9 protein-coding genes are annotated in these 12773 nt (G+C 71.5%); 4 read left to right on the top strand and 5 right to left on the bottom strand.

Annotation, left to right across the window (positions count from 1 at the left end; all coding sequences use genetic code 11):
* Positions 1–5 precede the first annotated feature (5 nt).
* Positions 6–1019 carry a GDP-mannose 4,6-dehydratase gene (gene gmd, locus EST92_RS07400; protein ID WP_129280137.1) on the bottom strand — a complete coding sequence of 338 codons (1014 nt, stop codon included), beginning with the start codon at positions 1017–1019 and terminating at the stop codon, positions 6–8.
* A gap of 589 nt (positions 1020–1608) precedes the next feature.
* On the opposite strand from gmd, the gene EST92_RS07395 reads away from it, so the two are divergent.
* Positions 1609–2535 (top strand): hypothetical protein, encoded by a 927-nt coding sequence (locus EST92_RS07395; protein WP_129280136.1) that lies wholly within the window; start codon positions 1609–1611, stop codon positions 2533–2535.
* Positions 2536–2602: 67 nt separating this feature from the next.
* Here EST92_RS07395 and EST92_RS07390 read toward each other — a convergent pair whose 3' ends face one another.
* Both EST92_RS07390 and EST92_RS07385 read right to left on the bottom strand, forming a co-directional pair.
* The gene (locus EST92_RS07390; RefSeq protein ID WP_129280135.1) at positions 2603–3610 is read right to left on the bottom strand and encodes an FkbM family methyltransferase; all 1008 of its coding nucleotides are present in this window, start codon (positions 3608–3610) and stop codon (positions 2603–2605) included.
* A gap of 36 nt (positions 3611–3646) precedes the next feature.
* Entirely contained in the window at positions 3647–4447 is an 801-nt protein-coding gene (locus EST92_RS07385; protein WP_254068596.1) for a glycosyltransferase, read from the bottom strand.
* A gap of 260 nt (positions 4448–4707) precedes the next feature.
* Between EST92_RS07385 and wecC the strand changes: the two genes are divergently transcribed.
* Positions 4708–5949 (top strand): UDP-N-acetyl-D-mannosamine dehydrogenase, encoded by a 1242-nt coding sequence (wecC, locus tag EST92_RS07380; protein WP_161981709.1) that lies wholly within the window; start codon positions 4708–4710, stop codon positions 5947–5949.
* Here the strand turns inward: wecC and wecB are convergent.
* Positions 5860–7095: a UDP-N-acetylglucosamine 2-epimerase (non-hydrolyzing) gene (gene wecB / locus EST92_RS07375; RefSeq protein WP_275540847.1), complete on the bottom strand. Its 1236-nt coding sequence runs from the start codon at positions 7093–7095 to the stop codon at positions 5860–5862. The two genes, wecC and wecB, sit on opposite strands and share 90 nt — an antisense overlap.
* A gap of 200 nt (positions 7096–7295) precedes the next feature.
* On the opposite strand from wecB, the gene EST92_RS07370 reads away from it, so the two are divergent.
* Together EST92_RS07370 and EST92_RS07365 are read left to right on the top strand one after the other, a co-directional pair.
* Positions 7296–9578, top strand: coding sequence for a bi-domain-containing oxidoreductase (locus EST92_RS07370; RefSeq protein WP_129280133.1), 2283 nt, complete (start codon positions 7296–7298; stop codon positions 9576–9578).
* Positions 9578–11485 (top strand): asparagine synthase-related protein, encoded by a 1908-nt coding sequence (locus EST92_RS07365; RefSeq protein ID WP_129280132.1) that lies wholly within the window; start codon positions 9578–9580, stop codon positions 11483–11485. Before EST92_RS07370 ends, EST92_RS07365 begins: the two co-directional genes overlap by 1 nt.
* A 119-nt stretch (positions 11486–11604) precedes the next feature.
* Here EST92_RS07365 and EST92_RS07360 read toward each other — a convergent pair.
* Positions 11605–12773: hypothetical protein (locus EST92_RS07360; protein ID WP_216849080.1), on the bottom strand; the 1169-nt coding region annotated here is incomplete at its 5' end.

Raw genomic sequence — 12773 nt, 5'->3', positions numbered from 1 at the left:
GCGGGTCAGCTCGGAACGGGCGAGCCGGCCGCCGTCCCCAGGGCGGCGCCCGGCACGGCGTTCAGAGCCCTGAGTTCGGCGTCGACCATGAGGCGGGCCAGTTCGGGGGCGTGGGTGGAGGGTTTCCAGCCGAGGACGCGCTGGGCCTTGGAGGCGTCTCCGACGAGGTCGTCGACCTCGGAGGGGCGCAGGTGGCGTTCGTCGAGGCGGATGTGGTCGCGGTAGTCGAGGCCGACATGGGTGAAGCAGTGTTCGGCGAAGTCGCGGACGCTGTGGCTGGTGCCGGTGGCGATGACGTAGTCGTCGGGTTGGTTCTGTTGGAGCATGAGCCACATGGCGTGGACGTATTCGGCGGCGTAGCCCCAGTCGCGGCGGGCGTCGAGGTTGCCGAGGTGGACGGTGTTTTGGAGGCCGGCTTTGATGCGGGCGGCGGCGGTGGCGATCTTGCGGGTGACGAAGGTGGGGCCGCGGCGTGGGGATTCGTGGTTGAAGAGGATGCCGTTGACGGCGTACATGCCGTAGGCCTCGCGGTAGTTGCGGGTGGCCCAGTAGGCGTAGACCTTGGCGACGCCGTAGGGGGAGCGGGGGTGGAAGGGGGTGTTCTCGTGCTGGGGGGCGGGTGCGGTGCCGAACATCTCGGAGCTGGAGGCCTGGTAGAAGCGGCAGTTGAGGCCGGCGTTGCGGATGGCTTCGAGCAGGCGGATGGTGCCCAGTCCGGTGGTGTTGCCGGTGAACTCCGGCTCGTCGAAGGAGACGCGTACGTGAGACTGGGCGGCCAGGTGGTAGACCTCGTCCGGCCGCACCTGTTCCAACAGACCCACCAACCGGGTGCCGTCGGTGAGATCCCCGTAGTGCAGGAACAACCGGTCCGTCCACTGGCGGTTGTCCTGCCAGTGAACGAAGTCCGGTTCCCGACGGGCGGTGCCGTGGACCTCGTACCCCTTCTCCAGCAGCAGTTCGGCGAGATAGGACCCGTCCTGGCCGCCGATGCCGGTGATGAACGCCTTCTTGACCGTCACCACGCACTCCCTACTGAGCGTAGACCTCGAAATCCGGTGCCGCCGAGTGCGCCTTCCGGAAAAGGGGCCCCTGACGGCATGCCAGGTTAGGGCAGATCAGCGATTGTTCAGGGGAAATATTGCATTGTGTCCTATTCGCTGCAATGCATACGAGGTTGGGGAGACGTGACCCGCCACCCGACGCGGCCCTTCGGCTTGCCCGAACGGTTGCCAGGAGTGCCTGTTCATGAACACGACCGTCGCCGGGGCACCGGACCGCCGCACCCCACCGTCGGCTGGAGCGCTCGGACCGGATCTTCGTCGCCGGACGCCGGGGGCTCGTGGGCTCGGTGTGGAGACGGCTGAGCGCCGCGGGATTCGGCGCGCTCCTCGGACCCGACTCGACGGAGCTGGACTGAGGAACCGCCCGGCGGTCTTCGACCGGTTCTCGCAGCACCGGCCGCACGCGGTCGCCCTGGCCGCCGCACGGGTCGGAGGGGTCAGAGCCAACACGCCCCCGGCCCACCGAACGGGCGAAGCCCGGGGCCGGTGAAATGCCGCGGTATTTGTTGAGGCATGCGTCGCCCGGCCTCCTTGATACGGTTCCCGGGTGCTGAAAAAGGCTGTCATGGGTCTGGCGCAAAGGGCCGTCGATCGAGGAGTCCAAGCCCGGATCGACGAACTGCGCTTCTCGGTGGGAGCCGTGGAGTGCCGGCTGGCGAGCCTGCTGCCGGAACCACGGCGCCTTCGCGACGCGGAGTTCAAGGTGTTCTCACAATGGGGCGAGGACGGCATCCTGCAGTTCCTCGTTTCCCGACTCTCCCCGCCCGATGTCTTCATCGAGATCGGAGTCGGTGACTACTCCGAGGCGAACACGCGGTTCCTGGCCATGAAGGACAACTGGCGCGGTGCGATCTTCAACGGCGGAACCGCGCACATCGACTTCCTGAGACAGAGCGGAATGGCATGGCGGTGGAGCATCTCACCGGTATCGGCGTTCGTCACCGCGGAAAACATCAACGAGCTGATCCTGCAGACCGGGATCAAAGGTGAAATCGGCGTTCTCTCGATCGACATCGATGGAATCGACTACTGGGTGTGGCGGGAGATCTCCGCTGTCTCCCCGTGGATCGTGGTCGTCGAGCACAACAGTGTCTTCGGCTCCGAAAGCGCGGTGACCGTTCCTTACCGCCCGGATTTCACGGCGTCAGCAGCGCACCACACCGGCTCGTACTTCGGTGCGTCCCTGGCGGCCTTCCATCATCTCGGGGCTGAGCTGGGCTACCGCCTCGTGGGCGTCGGCGGCAATGGCGTCAACGCATTCTTCGTACGCGAGGACGTCGCCGGAGACCTATGGAACATGACCCCGGCGGCCGCCTTCGTGCGTTCCCGTGTCCGGACCGTTCGCGGTCCCGACGGTGGGCTGACGTACACGGGCGACGATCACGTGCAGGTGCTGCGGTCGATGCGCGACCTCACCGTACACGTGGTGGACGAGCGCAGGGACCTGCCGATCGCCGAGGCCTTCGGGGTCTGACGGGCACGGCTGCGGTCGTCCGCGTGGTGACCGCGGCGCGGTCCCGCGGGCATCGTCCCGTCGCGGATCAGCGGGATGCGGCGGCCATGCCGTCGAAGAAGGCCCGCTCCGCCGCACCGGCCTGCTCGAAGAGGTCCGCGTCGTCGGCGTGGAAGGTCGCGACGTCGTAGTAGGAGCCGTTGCCGTGGGCGAGCGTGTAGCGACCGAGGTCCTTCCACACGTGCGGCTCGGTGACCCGCGTGACGAGCAGGAGTTCGCCGGTGTTGGCGTAGACGAGTGCCCCTTGGTACCCGGCCTCGGCGAGCGCCGTGGCGGCCTGGTAGGGGTTTTCGTCCCCTGTTCCGGCGGCCCACAGGGGAGCGAACTCGAAGAAGACGACAGGACGCGCACGAGCGAGGAGTTCCCTGTTCGCCACGATGATGCGCGGATCCGCACCGTCCGTGTCGATCTTCACCAGGCCCGGCGACAAGAAGCGCGCGTGGGAACCGAGGATGGCCGGCAGAGACCGAAAGGGGCGGGCAGGCTTCGGACCCGACGTCGGCGGGACCAGGGCGGCGGTACCTGCTTGCCGTACGACGGTGCGAGCGCGGTCGGTGTCGTCGGCGGTGGCCACATAGGCCTCCTCGATCTCGACGTCACGCAGGCGTTCCACGTTCCGGCGAAGGAGGGCCAGGAAGAGATCGTCGCCCTCCACGCAGAGGATCGGCGCCGTCGCCGCCGCCCGCATGAGAACAGCGGTGTCGCCGATGTTCGCACCGATGTCCACAATCGTGAGGTCCGGACGGGCCGCCGCCGACATGGCCGTCAGGCGGGCCAGGTTCTGCGAATAGTGCGGCGCTGCGGAGAGAATGACGGGCAGATCATGTGACAGCGGCATCACGATATCCTGTCCCGCGATTCGGCATGTGACGAGCGGGTCGCCGTGCTCCGCCCAGAAGCGACGAGTGAACCGGGCCGAGGACCTGATGATTCGACGACCAATGGAGCCGTTGTGCGCCGCGGTCGCGCATTTCAGCAACGCCTGGGCAACACTGTTCGGCGCTGTTTTCCCCGGCACTGTTGCAGAATTGGTCATGCGGGGAACGTAGCAGAGGCCATATTGCGACGAGGATTACCGCCGGCTTCCGATTTTCGTGAAGGTGGCCCACCCCCGGCTGACGCAGCGTGCGAGGGGCCACCAACACTCCTCCGAGCGGCGGGCCTTCGGGCCGAGGTAACGGCGCATCACGCGCCGTCCCTCGTCCTGCGGGTCCGGATTGCTCGCCGTCAGCGACGTGGGGTGCACGCGGAAGCACCCGAGCTGCCGCGGCAGGTAGGCCATCCGTCCGCTGCGCCGCAGGCGCAGATGGAGATCGAAGTCCATCGCGTACCGCAGTGTGGGATCGAGCGCGCCCACCTGTCGCACCGCCTCGCGGCGGTAGAGGCATCCGGGCTGGCCCACCCAGTTCTGGCCGTACTGGAAGAACCAGGAGGCGAACGCACCCGGACGCATCGTGTAGAGGGTGCGGCCGGCCGAGTCGATGACTCCGACCTGGCCGTACACCATGCTGGCGGCAGGGGTTCGGTCGAGTTTCCCCAGGGCTGCGGCCAGGCTGCCCCCGGTGAGCAGGTCGTCGTCACCGAGCCAGGCCACGTACTCCGCGGTGGCTCCCCGCCAGCCCTGGTTGATCGCATTGCTGAGCCCCTGGCGCTCCTCGACGAGGAAGCGGCAGCCGTGCCGCTCGGCCGCCGCGCGCAGCAGGGAAGCGGCTCCGGCGGGCCCGACGATCACCAGGTCCACGGGCTCGTCCTGCCGCCTGATCGAGGTCAGGCACTCTTCGAGGTAACCGGGGCGTTCGCCGTTGGTCGGCAGCACCATCCGCACGCGCGGAAAGGCAGGGGAGCCCACTGCATCGCCTCCGATTTCCGTCATCGAGGTGTGCATCCGTGCCGTAGTGCTACACCGAACAAGGAGATGGGCGGATGGTGACACGGCATTCCCCTGGAAAATTCTTCGCCGGGAACCGGACAGGGTGCCGACCACCATTCAGAGGAATCGGTGAGTTTACCGTCCGCGCGGCGCGCTTGTCGGCCGATACGTTCCGTGCCGGTCCAGTCTGTGCATGCCGCCCTGCTTTCCATCACACCATCGGCCCGGTTCATCCGCGGTACATCCGGAAAGGAATTCGCCCGGTGTTCTCCACCGTCTGCGTCATCGGTCTCGGCTACATCGGCCTGCCCACCGCCGCCGCCCTCGCCGCCAACGGGATCGACGTCATCGGTGTCGACGTCGACCCCGCCACCGTCGACCTCATCAACGCCGGCCGTGCCCCCTTCGTCGAGCCCGACCTGGCTGTGGCGGTGAGCGGGGCCGTCGCCATGGGACGGTTGCGGGCGACCACGACGCCCGAGCCCGCCGACGCCTTCGTCATCGCCGTGCCCACCCCGCTCCAGGACGACCGCGCGGCGGACCTGTCGTACGTGCGCGCCGCCGCCGCCTCGGTGGGCCAGGTGCTCAAGGCGGGTGACCTCGTCATCCTGGAGTCCACCTCGCCGCCAGGGACCACCGTGGAGCTGTCCCGGTGGCTCGGCAAGCACCGGCCCGATCTCACGTTTCCGCACGAGAGCGCGGACGTGCCCGACGTGCGGCTCGCGTACTGTCCCGAACGCGTGCTGCCGGGCCGGACGATGATCGAGATCGTGACCAACGACCGGATCGTCGGCGGGGTCGGCGAGGGCTGCGCCGAGCGGGCACGCGCCCTGTACCAGGTGTTCACCAAGGGGGAGTGCCTGCTCACCGACGCCACGACCGCCGAGATGGCCAAGCTCGGCGAGAACGCCTTCCGGGACGTCAACATCGCCTTCGCCAACGAGCTGTCCACGGTCTGCGACCAGCTCGGCGTCGACGCGGGGGACGTCATCGACCTGGCCAACCGGCACCCTCGCGTCGACATCCTGCGCCCCGGGCCGGGCGTCGGCGGGCACTGCATCGCCGTGGACCCCTGGTTCATCGTCTCCGCCGCGCCCCGGCAGGCGCGGCTCGTCCGGCTCGCCCGCGAGGTCAACGACGGACGGCCCGACTACGTGCTCGGCGAGGTGGTCGATACGGCCGGACGGTTCAAGGACCCGGTGATCGCCTGCCTGGGCCTGGCCTTCAAGGCGAACATCGACGACCTGCGCGAGAGCCCCGCCCTGCAGATCGTCACCCGGCTGGCTGAGCGGCAGGTCGGCCGGCTGCTGGTGGCGGAGCCCCACATTCGGGAACTGCCGGAGTCACTGGCACGTACGGGCGTGGCCCAACTCGTCGACGTCGCCACCGCCGTGCGCGACGCGGACGTCGTCGTCCTACTCGTGGACCACGACGCCTTCCGGGGCGTGAAACGCACCACGCTGCGGGGCAAGGCCGTGTTCGACACCCGCGGGTTCTGGCGCTGAGCCGGTGCCGTCGAACTCCGCGGGGCGCTCGCACAGTCCCAGCCAATGGCCGATCGCGCGCACGGTACGGTCCGCCGCGCGCCCGTCGCCGAACGGGTTGACGGCCCTGGCCATCGAGGCGTAGGCCGCCCGGTCGTGCAGCAGCCGTCGCACCTCCTTCACGATGCGCTCCCGGTCGGTGCCCACCAGCCGGGACGTGCCCGCCAGCAGGGCCTCGGGCCGTTCCGTGGTGTCCCGCATGATCAGCACCGGCTTACCGAGGCCCGGCGCCTCCTCTTGGATGCCGCCGCTGTCGGTGAGGACCAGGTACGCGCGGTCCATCAGCGCAGCGAAGGCGCCGTAACCGAGCGGCTTGGTCAGCCGTACGTTCTCCAAGTGCTCCACGTGCGGCAGGAGCGCCGCGCCTACCACGGGGTTGGGGTGCAGTGGCAGCACGATGAGCAGGCCGGGCTCGCTTCGGGCCAGGTCGGCGAGGGCGCCGCCGATGGCCTCCATACCGCGTCCCCACGACTCCCGGCGGTGGGCCGTCACCAGCAAGACCCGGCGGCCGGTGTCGTCGAGGTCGGCCAGGTCCGGGTCGCCGGAGTGCGTCATGCGCCCGACGGCCCCGCGCAGGGCGTCGATGACCGTGTTGCCGGTGACCACGACGGACGACCGGGCGACGCCCTCCCGGAGCAGGTTGTCGCGTGCGTGAGGGGTGGGCGCCAGGTGCAGGGACGCCAGCTGGGTGGTGATCCTGCGATTGATCTCCTCGGGGAAGGGCGCATACCGGTCGTCGGTCCGCAGTCCCGCCTCCAGGTGGGCCACCGGGATGCGGTGGTAGAAGGCGGCCAGGGCCCCGGCGAAGGCGGTCGTGGCGTCGCCCTGCACCAGCACCGCGTCCGGGCCCTCCTGCCGCAGCAGCGGACACAGCCCGTCCAGGACGCGGTGGGTGATGTCGGCAAGGCACTGGCGGGGGGCGAAGATGTCCAGGTCGTGATCGACGTGGATGCCGAACACCGCGTGCACCTGGTCGAGCAGCCCGCGGTGCTGCGCGGTCACCGTCACCGTCGGCCGGAACATCGCGGACCGGTCCAGTGCCTCGATGACGGGGGCCATTTTGATGGCCTCCGGTCTCGTTCCGTACACGACCATCAGTCGTTTCACCCGAGTCTCCTTAACCGAGGGCACCGGACGGCGGCGGCTCCAGCGAATCGGCAGTGCGCGACCGTGCCTGTAACTCCCGAGGCGTGTTCACCCGGCTGTATGGGTATATTGCTCCGTCTAGCCTATTTCGTGGGTTATTTCATTGCCTTGCGCCTTATGTTCCGCCCTGGCCGTGACTCCCTCCCCGTAAAGGCAGGAAAGTGAAGACAGTGCTCCTGTCGCCGCGTACCGGTTCCATCACGGTGGCGGACGTTCCCGCCCCCGAGGTGGCCGCCGGGACAGTGGTCATCCGCAACCACTGGTCGCTCATCAGCGCGGGTACGGAGCGGGCCACCGTCGCCACCGGCGCCAAGGGCCTGATCGGCAAGGCACGGCAGCGGCCCGACCAGGTCGCCCAGCTGATCGACAGCGTGAAGCGGACGGGACTCGCGGACACCTACCGGACCGTCAGGGACCGTCTGGACCGGCCGGTGCAGCTCGGCTACTCCTGCGCGGGGACGGTGCTGCGGACGGGGGAGGGCGTCGACGACATCCGTCCGGGGACGCGGGTGGCCGCCGCCGGGGCCCGTTACGCGTCGCACGCGGAGATCGTCGCGGTGCCCCGCAACCTCGTGGTGCCGGTGCCGGACGGGGTGGACACCCGGTGGGCCGCCTTCACCACGGTCGGCGCCATCGCGCTCCAGGGCATCCACCAGGCCGAGGTGGTGCCCGGCTCCCGGATCGCCGTCATCGGGCTCGGCCTCCTCGGCCAGATCACGCTCCGGCTGCTGCGTGCCTACGGCTACGACGCGGTGGGCATCGACCCGGACCCGGCCATGGTGGCGCTCGCCGAGTCCGCCGGGCTCGCCGCCCTCCCGCGGGACGCGGACGCCCTGCCCGGCCTGGTCCAGGGGCGCTGGGCGGGCGCCGGCGCGGACGCCGTGCTCATCACCGCGGCCACGCCCAGCCCCGACCCCGTCGAGTTCGCCGGCCGTCTCGCCCGTGACCGAGCCACCGTGGTCGTCGTCGGGGACGTGGGCGTCGCGCCGCCCCGGTCGTCGTACTACCACAAGGAACTGACGATCCGTTATGCGAGGTCCTACGGCCCCGGCCGCTACGACCCCCGCTTCGAAGAGGGCGGCCACCCCTATCCCGAGGGCTATGTGCCGTGGACGGAACGGCGCAACCTCGCCGAGGTGCTGCGGCTCCTGGAGACGGGCGCTGTGGACTTGGCCGACCTCAAGCCGCGGGTCTTCGCCGTGACGGATGCGGCCGACGCGTACGAGGCGCTCAAGCCGTCCTCCGGCCCACGCGACGTCGCCCTGCTGCTGCGCTACCCCGACACCGCGCGGCTGCCGTCGCCGCCGGCCCCGGGGAGCGCGCCCCGCACCTGGACCGCGCCGCGCGGCACGCCGCGGATCGCGGCCATCGGCGCGGGCAACTTCGCGACGAGGACGCTCTTTCCCGAGCTGAAGAGGGAAGGCGGCGTCGCGTTCTCCTGGGTCGCCGGCGGACGCGGGCCGTCCGCCGCGCACCAGGGCCGGCGGTGGGGGTTCGACCAGGTCGCGGAGAGCGTCGACGCCGGCCTGGCCTCGGGCGAGGCGGACTGCGTGATGGTGCTCAGCCGCCACGACAGCCACGGCCGGTACGCGGCCCGGGTGCTGCGCGGCGGCAGCGCCCTGTACTGCGAGAAGCCGGTGGCCCTGACGGAGGCGGAACTGGAGGACGTCGCCCAGGCGTGGTCGGCCTCCGGCGCCCCGGCGATGGCCGGGTTCAACCGCAGGTTCGCGCCCGCGGTCGCGGACCTGCGGGCCGCGCTGCCCGCCCGAGCGCCGCTCCAGGTCGTCTACCGGGTGTTCGCGGGCCGGCTCCCGGCCGACCACTGGTACTTCCACCCCGGACAGGGCGGCCGGCTGCTCGGCGAGGTGTGCCACTTCGTCGACACCGCCGCCTTCCTGGCGCCCGGGCGGCCGGTGCGGGTGCGGGCGGTCGGCGTGGACGCCGCAGACCCCGCCGTCGCGCAGAGCGTCACCCTCCAGATCGCGTACGACGACGGCTCGTCCGCGTCCGTCGTGTACGGGGGGCTCACACCGCCCGGCGCGCCCAAGGAACTCCTGGAGGTGGCCGGCGACGGGGTGGCGGCCAGGGTCGACGACTTCCGCACGCTCACCGTGTGGAGGGGAGGCCGGGCGAAGACGACCACGTACCGGGGCGCGCCCAAGGGGCACGCGGCGGAGATGCGCACCCTCGTCCGCCTGGTACGCGGGGAATCGCTCGACACCGGGACCGCTGCCGCCGCCGGCTTCGCCTCGGCGCTGGAGAGTTCCCTCGTCACCTGCCGTGCGGCCCGCTCGCTCACGGAGGACCGGCCGGTCGACTGCGCCCCTGCCACCCCGGCCCTGGCCAAGGCTCTCGGGCGCCCTCAGCTTCCTGCCGCCGCTGACGCCGGGCCCGACCCGGACGGGCGGGCGGACAGCCTCCCTTCGGCCGCGGAGGTGCGGTGATGTGCGGCTTCCTCGTTCTGCTGAACGAGGCCGCGCGGAACCGGTCGCCGTCGCTGCCGGACCCGTGCACGGCCCTCGCACACCGCGGCCCCGACGCGAGCGGCCACCTCGCCCTCGCCGGCCCCGGCCGGCGGGCGGCGCTGCACTTCCGCCGCCTGGCCGTCGTGGACCTCGACCCGAGGAGCGGCCAGCCCTTCGGCTCGCCCGAGCGGGGCGTGCTGGTCTACAACGGCGAGGTCTACAACGCACCCCACCTGCGCGAGGTGCTGCGCAAGCGGCGCGTGAGGTTCACGACCGAGGGCGACACCGAGGTCCTCTACGAACTCCTGCTGCAGCCGGACGCGCGGCGGCTGCTCGACCAGGTGGACGGCATGTTCGCCTTCGCTCTCGTCCTGCCCGACGGCAGGGTGCGCTACGGACGTGACCGGCTGGGCGTCAAGCCGCTGTACGCGGCGGCGGACGCGGCGGGGCACCTGGTCGCGCTCGCCAGCGAGATCGAACCACTGCGGGCCGCTGGGCTGACCGGAGGCGCCGACCCGGTCGCGGTGGCGCAGGGTGCCATGTTCCTGTGGACGCCGCCGCCGCGGACCGGTTGGCAGCGTGTGAGTGCCGTACCGGCCGGGACGGTGCTGTCCCGGCGCCCTCCCGCGTACGACGAGGCGCTGACCTGGTGGCGCGCTCCCGTCCTCGCACCCGCCACGGACATCGCGGCCGCCGTCCGTGCGTCGGTCGCCCGCCAGATGCGGGCGGACGTGATGGTAGGGCTGCTGCTGAGCGGAGGCCTGGACAGCACCTGGCTGGCCGTGGAACTCCTCAGGGAGGGCTTCACCGGTCCCGCCTTCACCGCCAGGCCGCGCACGGTGGTGAGCGGCACGGAACCGTTCGAGGACGATGCCCCCTACGCCGCCCGCGTCGCCCACCGGCTGGGCCTGCCGCTGGCCTGGGTCGACCTCGACGTCGACGTGCTGCGCCGGATCCCTGAGCTGGTGACCACCATGGAGCTGCCGTTCGGGGACCCCGCCGCCGTGGCCCTCATACAGCTGTCCGGCGCTGCCCGCGGCCAGGCGACCGTGCTGTTGTCCGGGCTGGGCGTCGAGGAACTGTTCCTGGGCTACGAGCGCTACCAGGCCGTACTGCTGCTGCAACAGCTTCCCGCCTGGACGCGCCCGACTCTCTGCGCCGCCACCCTGGTTCCCGCGCCCCGGCGCTACCGGGGCCGCGCGGAGAAGTTCGGGCGGCTGCTCCAGCTCGGTGCCCGCGACTGGTCGTGGGCGACGCAGGCGTACTACTCCGGGCGGGAGTGGGCGGCGCTGTCACCGCTCGTGGGGCTGGACGCGATCACCGAGCGGCACCGTGAGGTGGCGGGCGCCGTGCTGGACGCGGGTGGCACGCCCCTCGCGGCGCTGGCGGAGTGCGACCGTCGGCTGTTCCTGCCGGGCCTGAACCTGCTGTACGGCGACCGCGCCTCGATGCGCGCGAGCGTCGAACTGCGGGTCCCGTTCCTGGGGGAGCAGGTGGTGGCCGCCGCTCTCGGCGCCGCCGCGGAGGAACAGCTGCGGCTGGGGGACGGCAAGGCGCGCTTCCGCGCGGCCTCGGTGGCGTCCGGCGTGCCGCAGTTCGTCGCCCGGCGCCCCAAGACGGGGTTCGGGGCGCCGGTGCGGTCGTTGCTGCGCGAGCACGGTGACCGGCTGTGGACCGAGGTACGGCGCTCACCGCTGTTCGACGACCTCTTCGACCGGCGCACGGCGGACCGTCTCGTCGCCGAGCACGTGCACGGTAGGCGTGACCGGGGGCTCGCCGTGTTCGGGCTGCTGTGTGCGGCCGTGTGGTGGGAGCGGAACGCGGCGGGCGGTGCCGGGCGGACGGCGGAGGTCCTTTCGGGTTACGAGACGGCCGGGGCCGGCTGACCGGGCCAGGGGCCGGCGTGGTCCGCTCGGCGGGACTGCGTGCGGGAGCGTCAGGGCGCTCCCGGCGGGAGCAGTCGCCTCGACCGTGCCGGCCGGAACCGGCAGGTGACCGCACGCGATCAGCCCGGCAGTACGTCGTGCAGGGCGGTCAGCGCGTCCAGCAGGGGGGCGGAGCTCCAGCGGGGTGACTCCCACAGGGCCCGGTTCCTCCTGGAGGTCCCGGTGCCGGTGCCGAGGCCGGGATAGCGGTCCATGACCGCCACCAGCGTCTCGCGGGCGAAGTCGGTGCCGGTGAAGCCGCGTTCGGCCGCCCAGGCCGCCATCCGTACCGCCGTGGCGTCGTTGTTCGGATCCCGTCGGGTCCGGGTGTCCGCGAAGTAGCGGGGCAGCGGACCGTCGAAGAGGTGCCGTAGATAGTGGCCCACCCCGTGTTCGAGCGGGGTCCGCACGTCCATGCCGAGAAGCGTCGCGGCCTGGTCGAGGCGCAGCAGCACGTATCCGGTGTGGAAGCCGTCCACCCAGTCCAGGCGCGGCCCTGGGCCGTACGGCCACGAGCCGTCGGGGCGCTGGCCCGCCAGGCTCACCTCGACCGCTCGGCGGGCCGCGCCGGCCAGCCGGTCCGCCAGGCCGGCGGGCAGGGGCGTGGTACGGGCCAGGCGGGCGGCGAGCGCGGCGCCCATGAGGTTGGCGTTGTGGACCAGGACGCCGCTGGTCGGGGTGTAGGTGAAGAACGCGCCGTTGTGCAGGTGTTCCAGCAGCCCGCGGGCGAGCGCCCCTACGGCCTCGTCGCCGAGGGTCCCGGCATCCAGGCAGCCGTCGGCGCAGAAGGTGGTGGCCACCAGGTTGGGGACGGAGGCCGGGTAGTACGACCAGCGGGTCTGCACGTCGAACTCGTAGCGCCACAGCCCGGCGTAGCGCCCGGACAGCTGCTCGGCGGCGGTCCACCGGCCGAGGCGCAGGGCACGCTCGTGCCACCGCGGGAACGCGGAGAGCCGGGCGCAGGCACCGGCGGCGAAACCGGTGGCCGTGGCGGTGCGCAGCGGGCGGATGCCGAGGGCCGGCCGTAGGTCGGCCGGGCTGCGTTTGACGGCTTGCAGGAGCCCCTGGCGGAGCACACGGTGCACGGCCAGCCGCCCCAGCGGTCCGGTGAGCCCGTCGTACGGATCGGGGCCCGCCCAGGTGCGGGCGTCGGCCCACAGGAAGAGCCGGTCGGCCAAGGCGAGCACATCGGCAGCGGACCCGACGGGATGGTCCGGTGCGGGGAGGCCCGGGGGCGAAGGGGCGGCGG

It is taken from the genome of Streptomyces sp. TM32, assembly GCF_004122755.1.
Lineage (GTDB): Bacteria > Actinomycetota > Actinomycetes > Streptomycetales > Streptomycetaceae > Streptomyces > Streptomyces sioyaensis.
This window is presented reverse-complemented; position numbering and strand designations above follow the sequence as displayed.

What these genes read in the sequence shown, in the direction of transcription:
- EST92_RS07385 (WP_254068596.1), bottom strand. Translation starts at nt 4,447, where the DNA reads ATGACGGAAATCGGAGGCGATGCAGTGGGCTCCCCTGCCTTTCCGCGC.
- EST92_RS07365 (WP_129280132.1), top strand. Translation starts at nt 9,578, where the DNA reads ATGTGCGGCTTCCTCGTTCTGCTGAACGAGGCCGCGCGGAACCGGTCG.
- EST92_RS07390 (WP_129280135.1), bottom strand. Translation starts at nt 3,610, where the DNA reads ATGACCAATTCTGCAACAGTGCCGGGGAAAACAGCGCCGAACAGTGTT.